General features: G+C 69.3%; 17 protein-coding genes. 10 read left to right on the plus strand and 7 right to left on the minus strand.

Annotation, left to right across the window (positions count from 1 at the left end; all coding sequences use genetic code 11):
* Nucleotides 1–107 precede the first annotated feature (107 nt).
* Nucleotides 108–1829, minus strand: coding sequence for an ABC transporter substrate-binding protein (locus U2P90_RS06720; protein ID WP_295820341.1), 1722 nt, complete (start codon nucleotides 1827–1829; stop codon nucleotides 108–110).
* Between the two features lie 267 nt (nucleotides 1830–2096).
* Here U2P90_RS06720 and U2P90_RS06725 point away from each other — a divergent pair, with 267 nt between their 5' ends.
* The 7 genes from U2P90_RS06725 (at nucleotide 2097) to U2P90_RS06755 (ending at nucleotide 9542) form a co-directional block, all read left to right on the plus strand.
* Complete coding sequence (locus U2P90_RS06725; protein WP_295820339.1) at nucleotides 2097–3116, plus strand: D-alanine--D-alanine ligase family protein; 1020 nt, start codon at nucleotides 2097–2099, stop codon at nucleotides 3114–3116.
* Nucleotides 3117–3349: 233 nt separating this feature from the next.
* Complete coding sequence (locus U2P90_RS06730; RefSeq protein ID WP_295820336.1) at nucleotides 3350–4348, plus strand: extracellular solute-binding protein; 999 nt, start codon at nucleotides 3350–3352, stop codon at nucleotides 4346–4348.
* 212 nt (nucleotides 4349–4560) lie between these two features.
* Nucleotides 4561–5010, plus strand: coding sequence for a hypothetical protein (locus tag U2P90_RS06735; protein ID WP_322474307.1), 450 nt, complete (start codon nucleotides 4561–4563; stop codon nucleotides 5008–5010).
* A gap of 96 nt (nucleotides 5011–5106) precedes the next feature.
* Entirely contained in the window at nucleotides 5107–6681 is a 1575-nt protein-coding gene (locus U2P90_RS06740; protein ID WP_322474308.1) for an ABC transporter permease, read from the plus strand.
* Nucleotides 6678–7721 (plus strand): ABC transporter ATP-binding protein, encoded by a 1044-nt coding sequence (locus tag U2P90_RS06745; RefSeq protein WP_295823514.1) that lies wholly within the window; start codon nucleotides 6678–6680, stop codon nucleotides 7719–7721. The genes U2P90_RS06740 and U2P90_RS06745 overlap by 4 nt, the downstream gene beginning before the upstream one ends.
* Nucleotides 7722–7907: 186 nt before the next feature.
* On the plus strand, nucleotides 7908–8783 hold the full coding sequence (locus U2P90_RS06750) for a neutral zinc metallopeptidase (protein ID WP_322474309.1): 876 nt from the start codon (nucleotides 7908–7910) through the stop codon (nucleotides 8781–8783).
* A 75-nt stretch (nucleotides 8784–8858) separates the two neighbouring features.
* Entirely contained in the window at nucleotides 8859–9542 is a 684-nt protein-coding gene (locus U2P90_RS06755; RefSeq protein WP_322474310.1) for a M48 family metallopeptidase, read from the plus strand.
* Nucleotides 9543–9569: 27 nt separating this feature from the next.
* Here the strand turns inward: U2P90_RS06755 and U2P90_RS06760 are convergent, their stop codons facing one another.
* Nucleotides 9570–9773 (minus strand): hypothetical protein, encoded by a 204-nt coding sequence (locus U2P90_RS06760; protein ID WP_322474311.1) that lies wholly within the window; start codon nucleotides 9771–9773, stop codon nucleotides 9570–9572.
* 138 nt (nucleotides 9774–9911) lie between these two features.
* Here U2P90_RS06760 and U2P90_RS06765 point away from each other — a divergent pair, with 138 nt between their 5' ends.
* Both U2P90_RS06765 and U2P90_RS06770 read left to right on the plus strand, forming a co-directional pair.
* A complete protein-coding gene (locus tag U2P90_RS06765) occupies nucleotides 9912–11024 on the plus strand; it encodes a PQQ-dependent sugar dehydrogenase (protein WP_322474312.1) in 1113 nt (370 codons plus the stop codon).
* A 52-nt stretch (nucleotides 11025–11076) separates the two neighbouring features.
* Complete coding sequence (locus tag U2P90_RS06770) at nucleotides 11077–11592, plus strand: adenylate kinase (protein ID WP_322474313.1); 516 nt, start codon at nucleotides 11077–11079, stop codon at nucleotides 11590–11592.
* Here the strand turns inward: U2P90_RS06770 and U2P90_RS06775 are convergent.
* The 3 genes from U2P90_RS06775 to hflX form a co-directional block, all read right to left on the minus strand.
* On the minus strand, nucleotides 11589–12575 hold the full coding sequence (locus U2P90_RS06775; protein WP_322474314.1) for an endonuclease/exonuclease/phosphatase family protein: 987 nt from the start codon (nucleotides 12573–12575) through the stop codon (nucleotides 11589–11591). The genes U2P90_RS06770 and U2P90_RS06775 overlap by 4 nt on opposite strands.
* Nucleotides 12572–13486, minus strand: coding sequence for an endonuclease/exonuclease/phosphatase family protein (locus tag U2P90_RS06780; RefSeq protein WP_322474315.1), 915 nt, complete (start codon nucleotides 13484–13486; stop codon nucleotides 12572–12574). Before U2P90_RS06780 ends, U2P90_RS06775 begins: the two co-directional genes overlap by 4 nt.
* Before the next feature lie 91 nt (nucleotides 13487–13577).
* Entirely contained in the window at nucleotides 13578–15290 is a 1713-nt protein-coding gene (hflX, locus tag U2P90_RS06785; RefSeq protein ID WP_322474316.1) for a GTPase HflX, read from the minus strand.
* A gap of 276 nt (nucleotides 15291–15566) precedes the next feature.
* On the opposite strand from hflX, the gene U2P90_RS06790 reads away from it, so the two are divergent.
* On the plus strand, nucleotides 15567–16022 hold the full coding sequence (locus U2P90_RS06790; RefSeq protein WP_322474317.1) for a hypothetical protein: 456 nt from the start codon (nucleotides 15567–15569) through the stop codon (nucleotides 16020–16022).
* A gap of 58 nt (nucleotides 16023–16080) precedes the next feature.
* Here U2P90_RS06790 and U2P90_RS06795 read toward each other — a convergent pair whose 3' ends face one another.
* On the minus strand, nucleotides 16081–16851 hold the full coding sequence (locus tag U2P90_RS06795; protein WP_367174135.1) for an ATP-binding cassette domain-containing protein: 771 nt from the start codon (nucleotides 16849–16851) through the stop codon (nucleotides 16081–16083).
* 68 nt (nucleotides 16852–16919) lie between these two features.
* Nucleotides 16920–17906 (minus strand): ABC transporter permease, encoded by a 987-nt coding sequence (locus U2P90_RS06800; protein WP_322474319.1) that lies wholly within the window; start codon nucleotides 17904–17906, stop codon nucleotides 16920–16922.
* Nucleotides 17907–17942: the final 36 nt, after the last annotated feature.

Genomic DNA, 17942 nt, shown 5'->3' on the forward strand with positions numbered 1-17942 from the left:
CCCTGAACCGGGGGCTCCGTCCTGGTGTCCCGACATGGGAAACAGCGGGCGGCCGCCCCGAGGGGACAACCTGCCCGCTGTGACGGGAACTGCGCCGCGCTGGGAGCTTACTTCTTGCTGAGCTCCTTCCAGAACGTACCGGTGTACGCGAACGAGATCATGGGGTTGAAGTTGGCCTTCGCCGCCCCGACCAGGTTGTCGCGCATGAACGCATAGCCGACCGGCGCGGGCATCAGGATGTACGGGGCCTGCTCGTAGGCGCGGTTGGCGACCAGCGAGTACAGGCGGTTGCGCTCGGCCTGGTTGACCGTGGAGCGGGCCTGCTCCAGCCACTTGTCGACCGACGCGTCCTTCCAGTTGCTGCGCGGCGAGTAGTAGCCGTTCGACGAGTAGAAGGTGTACAGGAAGTTGTCGGCGTCGGCGTAGTCCGGTGCCCAGCCGATGATGATCATGGCTTCCTTGCCGTCACGCGAGTCGTTGAGCATCTCGCTCCAGGGCTTGGACTGGATGTTCACCTTGAACTTGGGGTTCAGCGCCTCGATGTTCTTCTTGAGGATCTCCATCGCCGTCTGGGACGCCACGGCACCCGCGCGGTAGTTCGCGGTCAGCGTGAAGCCGTTCTTCCAGACCTGACCGCCCCACGCACGCTGGAGGTAGGCCTTGGCCTGCGTCGCGTCGTACTTGTAGGTCTTGACCTTGGCATCGTAGCCGGGGAAGGTGTCGGGCAGCAGCATCGTGCGCTGCTTGCCCTGGCCCTTCTGCACGTCGGTGATGTACTGCTGGTAGTTGAAGGCGTAGGAGAACGCACGGCGCACGTTCACGTCGCTGAAGAAGTTGGCCGGGATGCCCTTGCCGTCCAGCTTGCCGCTGCCCAGCAGGCCGTTGGCCTTGATGTTCTGATTCATGAAGAAGCCCGTGGCGGTGGTCGACGGGAAGCCGTCCTGCCACACCACGCCGGGCTTGCCCTTGATCTGCTCCTCGTCCACAGCGCGGCCTGCACCCTCGATCAGGTCGGCGTCGCCGCGCAGGAAGGCCTGCTGGCGGGCGGCCAGTTCAGGCACCTTCTGGATGATGACGTTCTTGATGGCCGGCTTCTTGCCCCAGTAGCCGTCGAAGGCCGTGGCCAGGAAGGCGTTGGCGTCCTTGCGGACGAACTTGTACGCGCCGGTGCCGCTGGGCGCCTGGCTCAGCTTGGAGTTCTGGAGGTCCTTGCCGACGTTGGCCTGCCAGTCGGCTTCCTTGCCGCTCCACTCGCCCAGGCCGATCGCGTACTTGCTGTCCACGACGCTCTGGCCGGTGTACGCGAGCTTGGCCAGGAAGGCGGGGTCGACCTTGGGCAGCGTGAAGACGAGCTGGCCGGCGTTGTTGCACTCCACGGCCTTGTCGATCCGCGCCCACGTGATGGTCTTGTCGTCCTTGGCGTTGGCACCCGTGCCCAGCAGCGACTCGGCGATGAACCAGTTGCCGGAGTCGCCGGAGTTCACGACGAGGTTGCGCTCGAAGGAGTACTCGGCGTCGGCGCAGGTCATGGTGTTGCCGCTGTGGAACTTGACGTTCTTGCGCAGGTCGAAGGTGTAGGTCTTGCCGCCGTTGCTGATCGTCCACTTGGTCGCCAGCAGGGGATCGAGCTTGGTCAGGCTGGCGCCCGAGTACGTCACCAGGGTCTCGTAGAGGTTCTCGGTGATCGAGCCCGAGGCCGTGTCGTAGGTCACGCCGGGATCCATGGTGGGGATGTCTGCGCTTTCCTGGACGACCAGGGTGTCCTTCGGAGCCACGGCCAGCGCGACCGACAGGGTGAGCATGGTGCTGAGGATTGCCAGTTTCTTCATAAGCCTCCTGAACTGCTGACGGTGAGGACGAACTTCGCGCATGACTCCGAATGTCTGTCACCTGTCTAGTGTGTGAACGCCGGGCATCATAGCGTAGGCACAACGGCGTAGGTGTGAACTGCGTCAGGGTGCGGGATCGACCTGTTTTTTGAAAAGTCAAGCGTCCCGTTGGCCTGAACATGTAAGGCACCATCCTCATGCGCGCTCATGGAGGTGGTTCACATGACAGCAGGCTGAGCGTTCTGGCTGCGTGACATACTGCGCCGCGTGAAGAAGCGCATCCTGCTGCTGGCTGGGGGCCAGTCCGGCGAACACGAGGTCAGTCTGATGAGCGCCCGTTCGGTGTTGGCCGCCCTGCCCGTGGATCAGTTCGACGTGACGCCGGTGGTGATCAGCAAGGAGGGCCGCTGGCTGCCGCCCACCCAGACGCAGCACGCCCTGGAGAGCGGCGTGGCCGACAGCGGCGGTGACCTCGTGCTGCACCGGGCTGCCAGCGCCGAGGGCTACGACGCCGTCTTCCCGATCCTGCACGGCCCCATGGGCGAGGACGGCACCGTGCAGGGCCTGCTGACCCTGGCCGGGATTCCCTTCGTGGGCAGCGGGGTGCTGGGTTCGGCGGTCAGCATGGACAAGGTCATGACCAAGCAGGTGCTGGCGTCGGCCGGGATCGCGCAGGTCGCGTGGCGGCTCGCGGTGCGCCGGGACTGGCATGACCGCCCGGACAGCGTGCGCCAGTCGGCGCAGGAGCTGGGCTTTCCGCTGTTCGTGAAGCCCGCGAACCTGGGTTCCAGCGTGGGGATCAGCAAGGTACACGGCTCCGACGAGCTGGACGACGCGCTCACGCTAGCATTCTCGCTGGATCGTCGCGTGATCCTGGAGGCCATGACCGCCCACAAGCCGCGCGAGGTGGAGGTCGGCATCCTGGGGAACGACGCTCCCATCGCCAGCCCGGTCGGGGAACTGCGCTTCGAGGCGGACTTCTACGACTACGAGACGAAGTACACCGAGGGGCGCGCCACCATGCACATCCCCGCGCCGCTGCCCGCAGAGGTCGCCGCGCAGGTGCGCGAGCTGGCGCTGCGGGCCTTCCGGGCCCTGGACTGCGCGGGACTGGCCCGGGTGGACTTCTTCTACGTCGAGGAGACCGGCGAGGTGCTGCTGAACGAGGTGAACACCATGCCGGGCTTCACCACGACCAGCATGTATCCCAAGCTGTTCGAGGCCGCCGGCCTGAGCTACAGCGATCTGGTGGCCCGGCTGGTCGAACTCGCGCTGGAACGCCGCTGATACGGACTCGGATTGAATCCCGTTTTCAATGAGATTCAATTCGACCGGACCCGCAGAGCTGCGCAGCAGAGGGAGAAGGAGAAGATACGGATTTCGGGAGATGGACGTGCATCCGGCGCTGTCCCGGATGGACGGGAATCGGACGGAACCCATATCCGATACCCCCAGCCCGGATCAGACAGCCGGGACAAATATACCCTCATTAATCCGAGTGGTTTACTTAGGATTAATCCATGAAAGCTCTCCTGGCTGTCACCTCCGTCCTGCTGCTCGCCGGTACCGCGCTGGCGCAGACCCCGAAGACCCTGACCCTGTATTCGGGCCGTGCGAAGACCTTCGTCGACCCGGTCGTGCAGCAGTTCGAGAAGCAGACCGGCATCAAGGTCAACGTGCGCTACGGCACCGACGCGCAGCTCGTCGCCGCCCTGCGCGAGGAGGGTGCCCGCAGTCCCGCCGACGTGTACTGGGGCAACTCGGTGGGCGCCCTGGGCGAACTCGCCTCCGAGGGCCGCTTCACGAAGCTGGGGACGGCGCTGACCCGCAGCGTCAGTGACGACTACCTGCCCGCAGACCGCACGTGGCTGCCCACCACGGTGCGCTTCCGCACCCTGGCGTACAGCACCGAGCGCATCAAGGCCGAGCAGCTGCCGGCCAGCATCCTGGATCTGCCCAAGATGACCGCCCTGAAGGGCAAGATCGGCTGGACCGTGGCGTACCCGTCCTTCCAGGATTTCCTGGCCGGCATGATCTCGGTGCATGGCGAGGCCGCCACGAAGACCTGGATCGAGGGCATGAAAGCGCTGCAACCCCGCGATTTCAAGACCAGCAACGTGGGCATGCTGGAAGCCATGCGGGCCGGCGAGATCGACGTCGCCCTGACGAACCACTACTACATCCAGCGCGTCAACCGCCTGAGCTATCCCATCGACACGTACTTCTTCAAGGCCGGCGACATCGGCAACCTCGGCAACGCCACCGGCGCGGGCATCCTGAAGTCCAGCAGGAACACGGCCGCTGCCGCCCGGTTCCTGAGCGCCCTGGTCGCCAAGGACGCCCAGACCTTCTTCCTGAGCGTGAACTTCGAGTACCCGGTGGTCGGCAACATCCTCCAGCCCACGACCATGCTGCCGTACACGGACGTGGTCAAGCGCAGCCCCCGCGTGGAGCCGACCGTGCTGCCCCGCAACATCGAGAAGGCCCAGAAGCTCCTGCGCGACGCCGGCCTGCTCTGATTCCAGCGCCCATGCCCGCCCACCCGGTTGACAGTCCGGGTGGGCGTCTGTCTGCGTCATGCCAGCAAGTGAGACCGACTCCGCTCACTTCCGCCCCAACCGGGACAGCGCCGGTTGCGGCTCCATACCGCAGAGCCGGTGTGCCGTTCCTGCTTCCTTCGGTCGGAATTGGTACGACGACGCCCTGCCGGGCCGTGTGCTGAACTGTGGGCATGGAACTCCTGGGAGGCGTGCTCGGCGTGATCCTCGGTGCGGCGGTGGCGCTGGGCGTGCTGAGCCTCCGTGGCCCGCTCGCCGTGGTGGTGGCGATCCTGGGTGCCGTGCTGATGGTTGCTGCACTCCTGGCCGTGCTCCTGGCCGACGACTTCTCGCGTCCCTTTGGGATGGTGTATGTGCTGCTCGGGGCGGTGCTGGCCGGCGTGGCGGCCCTGCCCCGGCTGCGGGGGGCTGGCCGCGCCGCCGACCGCTGGATCGCCGTGGGACTGGGCGTGGTGGTGGTCGCCGGCACGCTGCTGGTGGGCCTGGGGGCCGACGCCGTTCTGGGCACCGTCCTGCCCAGGGGCGCCAAGGCTCGCGCGTCGTCCGGGCTCGTCACGGGCCTGCTGGTGGGTGCCGTGTCCGGTGTGGGGTGGATGGGATGGCGGCCCCGTCGGGTGGCGTGACCCCCGCACGCCGGACACGGCACCCGTCCGTACGACCGCAAATCCGACCTGGGGACTCTGGTATCGTCGGGCCGGGCTGTGTCGCCTCTGTCACCCATGATCCGCCGCTCTCCTCCCCTGATCCTGTTGCCGGCCCTGCTGACGGTGGCCGGCGTCCTGCTGCCCCTGTCGTACCTGATCCTGCGGGCCTTCGGGGCCGAGAGTACGGAGCTGCGCGAGATCGTGTTCCGGGCCCGGAACGCGCAGCTCCTGGGCAGCACGGTGCTGCTCACGGTGGGCGTGCTGGTGGCGACCACCGCCGTGGCCCTGCCGCTGGCGTTCCTGGCGGCCCGCACCGACATCCGGCCACGCCGGCTCCTGATGCTGGTGGGGGTGCTGCCGCTGGCGATTCCGGGGTATGTGGGAGCCTATGCCCTGATCGCCGCGAGTGGGCAGGGCGGCACCATCGACGCGCTGACCGGCATTCCCTGGCCCGCACCCAGCGGCTTCTGGGGTGCGCTGGGCGTGCTAACACTGTTCACCTTCCCGTACCTGTTCCTGAACCTGCACGCGGCGCTGCGGGCCCTGGATCCTGCGCTGGAGGACGCTGCCGCGCTGCTGGGCCGCACCCGTGCCCAGACCTTCTGGCAGGTCACCGTGCCCCACCTGCGGCCCGCGTGGCTGTCCGGGGCGCTGCTGATCGCCCTGCACGTGCTGGGCGACTTCGCCGTGGTCAGCCTGATGCGCTATCCCACCTTCAGCGCCGCGATCTACCAGCAGTACACGGCCGCGTATGACCGGGTGTACTCGGCGTGGCTGGCGCTGGGCCTGCTGCTCGTGACCGGAGGCGTGCTGTGGCTGGAGGCCCGGCTGATGCGCCGGGTGCACCTGGCCCGCGTGTCGCCCGGCGGGGCCCGGCCCGCCCGACCACTGGCGCTGGGCCGGGCTGCGCCGGTGGCGTGGGCCTTCACCGCACTGCTGGCTGGCGCGGCGCTGGTCGTGCCGCTGGGCACCATCGTCTACTGGCTGAACGCGAGTGTGGATCTCCAGGCGTGGGAGGGGGTGCTGGGCGCGCTGCGGGGTGCCCTGGGCGCGGCGGCCCTGGCGGCCGTGAGTACCACTGCCCTGGCATTCCCTCTGGCGTACATCGGCAGCCGCGATCCATCGCGGGCCGCGCGGGTCACCGAACGGGCCGCGTTCCTGGGCTACGCCACGCCGCCGCTGGCCTTCGCGCTGGCGCTGGTGTTCTTCACGCTGCGGGTCACGCCCTCCCTGTACCAGACCTTCGCCCTGCTGATCATCGCGTACACCCTGCACTTCGTCGCCGAGGCGATCGGCCCGATCCGCACCGGCCTGACCCGCGCCACGCCGCGTCTGGAGGACGCGGCCCGCATGCTGGGGATGACGCCCGCCCAGACGCTGCTGCGCGTGACCCTGCCGCTGCTGCGGCCAGGGCTGCTGGTCAGCGCCGCCTTCGTGTTCCTGAGTGTCCTCAAGGAGTTGCCCCTGACCCTGCTGCTGTCGCCCATCGGCTTCGAGACCCTGGCCCGGAACGTCTGGACCTACACCGAGGAGGCGCAGTATGCCAGCGCCGCTCCATATGCGCTGGCCCTGGCCGTGAGCGGCGCGGCCCTGACCCTGCTGATCCTGCGCCGCGAGCGGCCGGGGAGCCCCCGCCAGGAGCGGCCATGACACCGGACGTGCCCACCTTGGAACTGCGGGGGCTGGGCAAACGGCATGCCCCCGGCCTGCCGCCCGTCGTCGACGACCTGAACCTGACGGCCGCGCCCGGCGAACTGCTGACACTGCTCGGCCCCAGCGGCTGCGGCAAGACCACGACCCTCCGGCTGATCGCCGGGCTGGAACATCCGGATGCCGGCACCGTGCTGCTGGATGGCCGCGATGTCACGCACCCGCACGTGCCCCCGGAGCGGCGCGGCGTGGGGCTGGTCTTCCAAGAATACGCGCTGTTCCCGCATCTGGACGTGCTGGGGAACGTCGCCTTCGGCCTGCGGCATCTGCCCCGCGCCGAGCGGCTGCCGCGTGCCCGCGAGACGCTGGCGCTGGTCGGCCTGACCGTCTTCGAGTCGCGCTTTCCGCACCAGCTGTCGGGCGGGCAGCAGCAGCGGGTCGCGCTGGCCCGGGCGCTCGCCCCGCGCCCGAGGGTGCTGCTGCTCGACGAGCCCTTCTCGAACCTGGACGCGCAGCTGCGCCACACCACCCGCCAGGAAGTCCGCGCGATCCTGCGCCGCAGCGGCACCACCGCCATCCTGGTCACGCACGACCAGGAGGAGGCGCTGGCTTTCAGCGACCGACTGGTGCTCATGCGTGCCGGGCGGGCCGAGCAGACCGGCACCCCGCAGGAGGTCTATACCCGGCCGCGCACTGCCTTTGTCGCCAACTTCCTGGGGCGCAGCAACCTGCTGTCGGGCACGGCCGACCGCCTGATGGCCCGCACCGCCCTGGGCATCCTGCCGCTGAGCGAGGCCGCGCAGGGCCCGGTGCTGGTCAGCGTGCGCCCCGAGCACCTGGCCTTCACGGACGACCCGGCCGGCACGCCCGTGGTGATCACCGCGCGGGACTTCCGGGGCCGCGACGCCACGTACACCGTACAGCTCAGCGGTGCGGGCAATGCCCAGGAACTCGTCGTCCACGACGCGACCGGCCGGGTGCTCCCCGAGGGCACGCCGGCGCGTGTCCAGGTGCTGCGCCCGGCCCGCGTGGTGCGCTGAGCGCCGGAGCGCCGCGCGGTTCGTCGGCAGGGGGAGGTGGCTCCCGGTTGAATCCGGCCGCCGGATAAAGGCGCGGTCAGCCCGGCCGCCCGCCGCCACCCTACAATGCCCACACCGCCGCGCGAGTGGCCCTTCAGGGGGCCGGCCAGACCAGTGCGCGGCCCTGATACAAGGAGCACATTTCCTATGGACTGGAAAAATCTTCCCGGCAGTGGTGGCAACATTGAAGATCGGCGCGGTGGGGGAGGGCTCCCCGGCGGTGGGATCGCGGTCGGCGGCGTGGGTGGTCTGATCATCGCATTGATCGCCATGTTCTTTGGGATTGACCCCAGCGTCGTGCTGGGCGGTGGTTCGGAGAGCCCCCCGGCGCAGACGCAGACCCAGACGCCGTCCGGGGCCAGCAGTCAGGCCAGTGACGAGAACTACCAGTTCGTGAACAACGTCATGCGGAACACCAATCTGGTGTGGGGTTCGATCTTCCAGAAGGCGGGCCGCACGTACACCAATCCCAGTCTGGTGCTCTACACGCGCGGTACGCAGAGCGGTTGCGGCGCGGCGAACAGCGCCGTTGGCCCCTTTTACTGTCCCAACGACAACAAGGTGTACCTCGACACCAGCTTCTTCTCGCAGATGGATCGTCAGCTCGGCGGTGGCGGCGACTTCGCATACGCCTACGTGATTGCCCACGAGGTCGGGCATCACGTCCAGAATGAACTGGGCATCGCCGATCAGGTCGAGCGCAAGCAGCGGGCCGCCCGCACCGAGGCCGAGGCGAACTCGTACTCCGTGCGGCTGGAACTCCAGGCCGACTGCTTCGCCGGGGTGTGGGGCAACGCCTCCCAGACCGATGCCAAGATCACGCAGGCCGACGTGCAGGAGGCGGTGCGTACGGCCGAGGCCATCGGGGACGACAACCTGCAGCGGCAGGCGCGGGGCGGGGTCGTGCCGGATTCGTTCACCCACGGCAGCAGCCAGCAGCGTGTGAACTGGTTCATGACCGGATTCCGCAGCGGCGATCCGAACCAGTGCGACACCTTCAGCAAGGCGTACAACCAGCTCTGACCGTCGACAAACGTGCCCCCCGTTCCAGCAGCGCGGGGCACGGTTTGCTTTGCTGGACGCCATGACGAGGATCGCATGACGGATCCGTGGGCCATCTCCGGCATTCCGGTCGAGGTGCGGCGCAGCGCCCGCCGGCGCACGGTGGCGCTCCAGGTGCGGCCCGGTGCGGTCACGCTGTACGCGCCGTCCCGCGTGCCGCTGGAGACCCTGCGCGAGATCGTGGACGCCCGCCGTGAGTGGATCGCCCGGCACCTGGAGGCGTATGCCATCCGCAGCAGCGTCCGGCGCGTTGTGGGCGACGGCGAGGTGTTGCCCTTCCTGGGGGAGGAGCTGACCATCCGGGTGGCCCCCGACACCCGCACCGTCCGCCGCGAGGGTGAGCTGCTGCACGTGCCGCCCGGTTCGCCCGAGATGATGGAGCAGGCCGTGGAGCGCTGGACGCGCCGGGCGTGTCTGCCCACCTTCCGCACCCTGGTGGGGGACGCCGCCACCAGGCTGGGGGCGTCCGGGCGGCTGGGCCGGGTGCAGGTCACCGCCGCGCAGCAGCGCTGGGGCAGCTGTAACGTCCAGGGCGATATCCGGGTGCACTGGAAACTCAGCCGGGCCCCCCGCCCGGTGCTGGACTACGTGACTGTGCACGAGGCCGCGCACCTGCTGGAATTCAACCACTCGCGTCGTTACTGGAACCTCGTCGAGCGCGTGATGCCCGACTACCGCGTACACCGTGAGTGGCTGAAAGAACACGGCCACACCCTGTAGCAGTGTGACCGTGTGTTCCCTACCGCTTTACAGCGGCATGGGGCTGGGCAGTCCCGGCGTGTCCGGGTTCTCCGTCGGCTGGGGCGTGGGCAGCCCTGGCGTGTCCGGATTCACCGGCGGATCCATGACGGGGCCGCTGTCACCGCTGCCGGGCATCTGCTCGGGCAGCGGCGCGGGCACGTCAGTCGGTTCGGTGGCCGGAGCCGGGGGGCGGTCATAGGCATCAGTCATGGATGAACCTCCAGAGGTGGGATGTGTGTACTGTGCGGCCGCATCTCCGGAGGTGGGGCAGAGGGGCATGAAGGCCCCTTCACGCCCAGCAGGGCGGGATTACAGTCCGGACAGGGGCCGTGCGGCCACACTGACGGCATGTCAAAACTCGCGCTGTTCCTGCTCCCCGCCCTGCTGGGCACCGCGTCTGCCCAGACTCCGCCCCGCGTCACCTTCACGCCGGTCGCCTCGGGGGTCGAACAGATCACCGCCATGGCCCACGCCGGCGACGGGTCGGGCCGGCTGTATGTCGCGCAGCAGGGCGGCGTGATCCGGGTGCTGCAGGGGGGCAAACTGGTCGCCGCTCCCTTCCTCGACGTGAGCAGCCTGACCCGTGCAGGCGGCGAGCGCGGCCTGCTGGGGCTGGCCTTTGATCCGGCGTACAAGACCAACCGCCGGGTCTATGTGCACTACACCGACCGCAACGGCGACACCGTGCTGGCCCGCTACACGGCCGCCGCCGACTTCAGCCGCGCCGACCCGGCCAGTGCGAAGACCCTGTTCACGGCCAAACAGCCCTATGCGAATCACAACGGCGGCCAGCTCGCCTTCGGCCCCGACGGCTTCCTGTACCTGGGCCTGGGCGACGGCGGCAGCGGCGGCGACCCGCAGAACAACGCGCAGAACCTCTCCAGTCCGCTGGGCAAGCTGCTGCGCTTCGACGTGAAGGGCACCGAGGCGAAACCGGCCGCCGGCAACCCCTTCCTGACCCGTACCGGAGCGAACCCGAACATCTGGGCCTACGGCCTGCGCAATCCCTGGAGATTTTCCTTCGACCGTCAGACCGGCAACCTCGTGATCGCGGACGTGGGGCAGAACGCCTTCGAGGAAGTCGATATCCAGCCCCGCGCCAGCAAGGGCGGTGAGAACTACGGCTGGCGCGTCCGCGAGGGCCGCACGTGCTTCGAGGCGGGCTGCAAGACCACCGGCTATGTCGAGCCGGTGCTGGTGTACGGCCGCCAGGAAGGTCAGAGCATCACCGGCGGCTACGTGTACCGGGGGGCTGCCATTCCCGCCCTGAAAGGCCAGTACGTGTTCGCAGACTTCGCCAGCGGCACGGTGTGGGGTGCCCCGGCGAGTGGCCGCACCTGGACAAAATCGACCCTGGGAGAGGTGTCGAGCCCCAGCACCTTCGGCGAGGACGAGTCCGGTGAACTGTACGTCGCCGAATACGGCAGCGGGCGCATCCTGAAACTGACCCCGGCGCGCTGAAGTACGTCATCAGGCCGGTGACACCCCGCGCCGCATCTGCTCTCGTGGGCGGATGCGGCGCGTCATCGTGATCGGCACCACCGGCAGCGGCAAGACCACCCTGGCCCGTGATCTGGCCGAGCGCCTGGGCGTGCCGCACGGCGAGCAGGACGCGTGGAACCACCAGCCCGGCTGGCAGGCCGCGTCCACGGAGCAGTTCCGCGCGGCGGTCCGGGCCTTCACGGCCGGGCCGGCGTGGGTCATGGACGGCAACTACAGCAAGGCCCGCGACGTCGGCTGGGCGCGGGCTGACACTCTGGTGTGGCTGGACTATCCCGGCCCGGTCGTGTTCTGGCGGGTGCTGAGCCGCACGGTGCGCCGTGTCGTGACCCGCCAGGAACTGTGGAACGGCAACCGCGAGACCCTGCGCGGGGCCATCCGAGCGGACAGTCCCGTGCCCTGGTTCTTCCGCACCCACTGGCGTCGCCGCCGCGAGATGCCGGCACTGGCCGCGACCTTCCCGAACCTGACCGTGGTGCGCCTGCGCTCGCCGGCCCATGCGCGAGCGTGGCTGGCCCGGCAGGGCTAGCGGTACTCGACGAGCAGCGGCCGGTGGTCACTCTGATCCACGGCCAGCACCCGCGACCGGGTCGGTGTCAGGCCGCGTGCCAGCTGATGGTCGATGCGGGCGAACAGTCCCGGAAAGGTCCAGCCCGGGCCGCGTCCGGCCACATCGTGCGCGTCCGGGCCGACGGCCTCAAGGAATGCCCGGTACGTCTGGCCGCGTGGCGGGGTATTCAGGTCGCCGCCCAGAACCAGGCGGCCCTGTTCGGCCCTCACGATGTCCATCACCGTGCCCACCTGCCCCCTCCGGATGGCCAGACTGGGGCGCATCAGCGTGAAGTCGCCGGCCAGGGCATTGCCGAACTTCAGGCGGCCCGGATGGGCGTTCACCACGATCAGGGGCTGCCCCTGCCACGTCACCGTCGTGACCAGCACCTCCCGCCAGTCCGACGGGTAGTTCACGTCGCGGGACGACACCACCGGCAGGCGGGTCAGGGTGGTGGTCTCGTAGGCCTCCAGCATGCGGTAGCCGGGCAGTTCGCGCCGCAGTTCCGTGGCAAAGCCGGGGGCTTCGAAGTTTGCCTCCTGCAGCAGGATCACGTCGGCGTCGGTTCCGCGCAGCAGGGTGCCCAGGCGCTGCGGCGTGGTGTCCTGCCCGCGCTTGACGTTGAAGGTCAGTACCCGCAGCGTGCCCTCCGACTGCGGCCGCCAGTGCAGCAGGCCCGCGCCCCACGCCGCCAGCAGCGTGGCGGCCAGCGCGACCGCCACCCCACGCCGCCGCCACCACGTCCACAGCAGCACCAGCGGGGCGGGGCCGAGCCACACGAAGGCCGGGGTATACACCAGCAGCGCGGTGGGCAGCCGACGTTCCCCCACCAGTTCGGCCAGCGCCCACACGGCCGCCACGAGCAGCAGGTATGACCACGCGACCACGGAACCGAACATCGTGGGCCAGCCTCGCACACTCCGGGCGCGGGCCGTCGGCGTCGGCCGGACATGGGCGGTCACCGGTACTCCACCAGCACCGGCCGGTGGTCGCTGGATGTCCACGGAAGGACGCGCGACCTGGTCGGCGTCAGGCCCCGCGCGAACTGGTGGTCGATCCGGGTATACAGCCCCGGAAACGTCCAGCCCGGCCCGCGTCCGGCCACCGAATGTGCGTCCAGGCCATACGCGGTGCGGAGGCGGCGGTACAGCCCGCCACGCGGCGGCGTATTCAGGTCACCGCCCAGCAGCACCCGGCCCGGCGTCCGGGCGGCGATGTCCTGAAGTACCCGGACCTGCGCCGTCCGGGCGTTCCGCGTGCGGCGCACCCGGGCGAGATCCCCGGTCAGCACGGAACTGACCTGCACGGTGCCCAGGTGGGCATTCACGACGGTCAGCGGCTCACCCTGCCACCGGAGGCGCGTCACCAGCACCTCGCGCCGGTTCGCGGGCAGGGGAGAGGACGCCGTACCCAGCACCGGCAGGCGCGTCAGGGTCATGACCTCGGCGGCCTGCCGGGCGCGGTAGCCGGGCAGGGCAGCCAGGAACGCCGCCCCGAAGTCGGGCCGCAGGAAGCGGGCCTCCTGAAGCAGGATCACATCGGCGTCGAGCGGTGTCAGGGCCGAGGCCAGGGCCTGCGGCGTGGTGCGTGCCCCGCCCAGGACGTTGTACGTCACGACCCGGAGGGAACCGCCGGACTGCGGTGTCCAGTGCAGCGCCCCCGCCCCCAGCGCGGCCAGGAGGGTGCCCGCCAGGGCCACCCGCCGGCCCCGGCGTCGCCACACCGTCCACGCCAGCACCAGCGGTGCGGGCAGCAGCCACAGCAGCGGCGGCGCGTAGGCCAGCAGCAGCGTGGGCACGGTGCGCTCGCCCACGGCCCCGGCCAGCGCCCAGCTCACGGCGACCAGCAGCAGGTAGATCCATGCCAGCGTCATCCGGGCACTGTGGCAGAGGGCCAGTCCTGCGCCGTCCCCCAAAACGACGAGGCGGGAGCCGCGTGGCCCCCGCCCCATCGTCTCAAGATGCTCAGCGGTACTGAGCCGCCAGTTCCTTCGCCTCTTCCCTCTGTGCGAGTTCGGTGCGCTGCACCAGGGCCACGGCGTCGGTCAGGGCGTCCTTGAGCTCCTGAAGGCCACGGTTCTTCAGGGCGCTGACCGGCACGCCGCCCTCGGTGCGCTCGATCTCGCGTTCCAGCACGTCAGGGTCGGCCATGTCGGCCTTGTTCAGGGCGATCACGGTGGGCATGTTCCGGAAGCCCAGGTCGTCCAGAATGCGGTTCACGGCGTCCAGGCGGGTGTCTGCGCCCGGCGCGGCCACGTCCACCACGTGCAGCAGCACGTCGGCGTCTCCGATCTCCTCCAGCGTGCTCCGGAAGGCCCGCGTGAGATCCTTGGGCAGGTCGCGGATGAAACCCACCGTGTCGGTCAGGACAACCGGCCCGATGCCCTCCAGATACCCCTGGCGGGACGTGGGGCGCAGGGTGGCGAACAGCTTGTTCTCGGCCAGCACGCGCCGGGGCTCCTCGGCGGCGTGGGTGAAGGCATTGAGCAGCGTGCTCTTGCCGGCGTTGGTGTACCCGACGATGGAGACCACAGGCACGGCGTTGCGCTCGCGGGTCTTGCGGCGTTCCTCGCGGCGCTGCGCGACACCTTCGAGCTGCTTTTCCAGAAAGCTCAGGCGGTCGTTGATCCGGCGGCGATCCAGCTCCAGCTTGGTTTCCCCCGGCCCACGTGTGCCGATGGCCCCGCCGCCCGCGCTGCCGCCCCCGCCCCCGATGCGCGAGAGCTGGGCACCCGCGCCCAGCAGGCGCGGTTTCATGTAGCGCAGCTGCGCCAGTTCCACCTGAAGGCGGGACTCCACGCCCTGGGCGTGCAGCGCGAAGATATCCAGAATGAGCTGCGTGCGGTCGATGATCTTCAGGCCGGTCGCGGCCTCGATCTCGCGGGCCTGGGCCGCCCCGAGTTCCTGTCCGAAGATCAGCAGATCGGCGTCCAGATGGTAGGCCCGGCTGGTCAGTTCCTCCAGCTTGCCGGCCCCGACCAGCGTGCCCGCCTTGAGGTTCTTGCGGTACACCAGTTCGCGGTGCACGACCTCCGCGCCGGCGGTGCGGGCCAGTTCGGCCAGCTCCGAGAGCCGCTCCTCGGCGTCGAATTCGCCCTGGTCGATCTGCACCAGAATGGCGCGTTCGTGATCCTTCTTCGACTCGCGCGTGCGGGCCGCGCGGGCGATCTCTTCCTCCAGCGCCTGAACCTGGGCCCCCAGGTCGAACTCGTCGATCTGGAAGGTGGGCACGGGCGGCAGGATGCGCCAGTCCTCTTCCTCTCCCACCGTGCCGGGCGGGGTCAGGTGGGCGGTATGCACCAGCCCCGGCTGCCCGCCGTCGCGCACCTCGATGGCACTCACGGCGTCCAGGCGCCGCAGGAACAGCGTGGAGAGGTCGCCCTTGCTGAGCACCCCGCCGCGCGGGTGGGTGTGCAGCAGGTGGAAGCCCGACAGGCGGTTCTCGCCCATGCGCAGATCCGGGAACTCGGTGCCCCTGGCGTCGGCCACGCTGACCGAGATCACGCGGCCACGCCGGTCGATCAGCACCCCGATCTCGCGGCGGATGTCGCTGGACAGTTCCGCGAGGTTCCGTGCCAATTCCGGCGAACCGACGCGGCCGGGCTCGATGCGGCGGCGGTACAGGTTGCCCAGGGATTTGAGCTGTGCGGGCCTCAGGCCCGAGATGTTGCCATGCACTTTATCGATGTGAGGTCACTTCCTTGTGTCATAGAGAGAATCGGTCGCAGTGCCAACGCATTTCGGGCCACCCGGACATCGTCCGCGTAGCAGCATCGGCATACGTTCTGGCATTGACCACAGTCTAAAACACCGGGTCAGTGCGGAACGTGTGCAATCACTTGAAGGTCTTGATCATCGTGTCCCCAGGGTAGGGGAGAGCGCACGCACGCCGCATCTGCCGGGTGGCGTAGCGGGGGTGGGGATGACCCCGGCCGGGCCGCTACACTCCGAGGCATGTCGAGTCCCGAACTGCTGCGCGACACCCTGCGCGAGGTGCTGTACGGCCCGGACGGTCTGTCGGGCCTGTTCAGCCGGCCCGGCGAGGGGCTGCTGCACACGGTGCACGCCTTCACGTACGCCCAGGCGTGCACCCCGCGTCCGGGCCGGCTGCGCCCCGCCGGTCAGGTCATGGCGCTGCGGCACACGCTGGAACTCACGGCGGCGCGGCTGGCCGACCCGGCCGCCCTGCTGACCGACGAGACCGAGCCCGCGCAGTGGGTGCCCGAGGGGCCGGCCGCGTGGCGGGCAGAACTCGTCGCCCTGGCCCGCGCCGGGCAGACGCTGTATGACGCGCTGTACCTGCCCCTTGGAGCCCCGGCATACCGCGAGGCCCACGGCGCGGTCATCCACGCGGCGCGGGAGGCGGCGCTGCTGCGGGCCACGCTGCTGGAGATGCAGGCGGGCACATAACAGACCTGTCCGCGCCAGGGGCTCCCGGCGCGGACAGTAGATGAACCGGAGGACGGGTTCAGTGCGCCAGCACGTCGGCGCTCAGATCCTCGGGGCGGATCGCGCCGGTCATGACCGAGACGGTGTCGGCCATGCTGATCTTCTGCGGGTTCAGCAGGGCGGCCCGTCTGCCCATGCGGTGGACGTGAATGCGGTCGGAGATCTCGAACACGTGCGGCATGTTGTGCGAGATCAGGATGACCGGCAGCCCCTTGTCGCGCACCTGACGGATCAGGTCGAGCACCATGTTGCCCTCGCGCACGCCCAGCGCCGCGGTCGGCTCGTCCATGATCACCACGTGCCGTGCGAAGGCCGCGCTTCTGGCCACGGCCACGCCCTGCCGCTGCCCGCCGGAGAGCGTCTCGACCGGCTGGCTCATGCTCTTGATCGCGAACTGGAGCCCCTGCATGTGGCGGGTCGCCTCCTCCAGCATCTTCTTCTTGTCCACGATCTTCAGCAGCTTCGCCAGCGGGCCGGGGCGCAGGATCTCGCGGCCCAGGAACAGATTCTCGGCAATGGTCATGGCCGGGGCCACGGCCAGATCCTGATACACCGTCTCGATGCCCTCGCGCCGCGCGTCGATGGGGCTGCGGAACGTGACGGGGCGGCCCTCCAGCAGGATCTGTCCCTCGTCGGGCGTGATCGCGCCGGACAGCGCCTTGATCAGCGTGCTCTTGCCCGCGCCGTTGTCGCCGATCACGGCCATGATCTCGCCGGGGCGCAGCTCGAAGTCCGCGCCGTTCATGGCGACGACCTGCCCGTAGCGCTTGACCAGTCCGCGGGCCTCCATGACCAGCGGCGCGGTGGACGTGCCGTGCGCGGTGGGGTGCGGGATGCCCTGGAGGGATTCGGCGGAGGTCATGACTTCCTCCGGGAGAACTGGTCGGTGGCGACCGCCAGGATGATCAGGATGCCGGTGACGAGGTATTGGTAGACGCTGTCCACGCCCATCAGGGTGAGGCCCGAGCGGAACACGCCCACGATCAGCACGCCGATGAGGGTGCCGAGCACGTTGCCGCGCCCGCCGAACAGGCTGGTGCCGCCGATCACGACGGCCGTGATGCTCTCGAGGTTCTCGGTCTGCCCGGCCTCCGGCGACGCGCCCCCGATGCGCTCCAGCAGCAGCAGCGCGGCCACGCCGTACAGCAGTCCGGCGAAGGTGTACACGCTGATGAGCAGGCGGTTCTGCGGGATGCCGCTCAGGCGCACGGCCTCGGGGTTGTTGCCCAGCGCGTAGATGTGGCGGCCCGGCGCGGTGGACTTGAGGTACAGCCACGTCAGCAGGAACAGCGCGAGCAGCATCAGCGAGCCGTACGAGAAGGTCGCGCCGAACAGCGAGAAGCGCTGTGCGAGGAAGGTCAGGCCCTCGGGCGGCATGGGCACGCTGGTCGCCTTGGAATAGATCCGAACCAGCGCAAACACGATCGAGTACATCCCCAGGGTCACGATGAACGGGGGCAGCTTCACGAGCGTGATGAGCACGCCGTTGAGCCACCCGATGATGGCACCCACCGCGAGGCCGGTCAGGATCGCCAGCGCCACCGGCCAGCCCTGCTCGACGGCCAGTTTGCCGATCACCATGCTGCTCAGGGCCATGATCATTCCGCAGCTCAGGTCGATGCCCGCCGTCAGGATGATCAGCGTCTGCGCGATGGCGATGACCCCCACGATGGACGCCTGTTGCAGGATCAGGCTGAAGGTGCTCAGTTTGAAGAAGTTCGGCGCGAAGATCGCGAAGAACAGGGTGGCGACCAGCAGCGCGATCAGCGGGCCGAGCGTGCTGAGGTTCGGGAGGGTCAGGCCCTGGCGGGCGGACGGGGGCGGCGCGGTGCTCGGCTGGGTCATGGTTCGTCTCCGGGAACTCGGTGCAGGCGGCGGACG

It is taken from the genome of Deinococcus sp. AB2017081, from assembly GCF_034440735.1.
GTDB lineage: Bacteria > Deinococcota > Deinococci > Deinococcales > Deinococcaceae > Deinococcus > Deinococcus rufus.

What these genes read in the sequence shown, in the direction of transcription:
- U2P90_RS06765 (WP_322474312.1), top strand. Translation starts at nt 9,912, where the DNA reads ATGTCAAAACTCGCGCTGTTCCTGCTCCCCGCCCTGCTGGGCACCGCG.
- U2P90_RS06760 (WP_322474311.1), bottom strand. Translation starts at nt 9,773, where the DNA reads ATGACTGATGCCTATGACCGCCCCCCGGCTCCGGCCACCGAACCGACT.
- U2P90_RS06735 (WP_322474307.1), top strand. Translation starts at nt 4,561, where the DNA reads ATGGAACTCCTGGGAGGCGTGCTCGGCGTGATCCTCGGTGCGGCGGTG.
- U2P90_RS06720 (WP_295820341.1), bottom strand. Translation starts at nt 1,829, where the DNA reads ATGAAGAAACTGGCAATCCTCAGCACCATGCTCACCCTGTCGGTCGCG.
- U2P90_RS06745 (WP_295823514.1), top strand. Translation starts at nt 6,678, where the DNA reads ATGACACCGGACGTGCCCACCTTGGAACTGCGGGGGCTGGGCAAACGG.
- U2P90_RS06790 (WP_322474317.1), top strand. Translation starts at nt 15,567, where the DNA reads ATGTCGAGTCCCGAACTGCTGCGCGACACCCTGCGCGAGGTGCTGTAC.
- U2P90_RS06740 (WP_322474308.1), top strand. Translation starts at nt 5,107, where the DNA reads ATGATCCGCCGCTCTCCTCCCCTGATCCTGTTGCCGGCCCTGCTGACG.
- U2P90_RS06780 (WP_322474315.1), bottom strand. Translation starts at nt 13,486, where the DNA reads ATGACGCTGGCATGGATCTACCTGCTGCTGGTCGCCGTGAGCTGGGCG.
- U2P90_RS06755 (WP_322474310.1), top strand. Translation starts at nt 8,859, where the DNA reads ATGACGGATCCGTGGGCCATCTCCGGCATTCCGGTCGAGGTGCGGCGC.
- U2P90_RS06795 (WP_367174135.1), bottom strand. Translation starts at nt 16,851, where the DNA reads ATGGAGGCCCGCGGACTGGTCAAGCGCTACGGGCAGGTCGTCGCCATG.
- U2P90_RS06800 (WP_322474319.1), bottom strand. Translation starts at nt 17,906, where the DNA reads ATGACCCAGCCGAGCACCGCGCCGCCCCCGTCCGCCCGCCAGGGCCTG.
- U2P90_RS06770 (WP_322474313.1), top strand. Translation starts at nt 11,077, where the DNA reads ATGCGGCGCGTCATCGTGATCGGCACCACCGGCAGCGGCAAGACCACC.
- U2P90_RS06750 (WP_322474309.1), top strand. Translation starts at nt 7,908, where the DNA reads ATGGACTGGAAAAATCTTCCCGGCAGTGGTGGCAACATTGAAGATCGG.
- U2P90_RS06730 (WP_295820336.1), top strand. Translation starts at nt 3,350, where the DNA reads ATGAAAGCTCTCCTGGCTGTCACCTCCGTCCTGCTGCTCGCCGGTACC.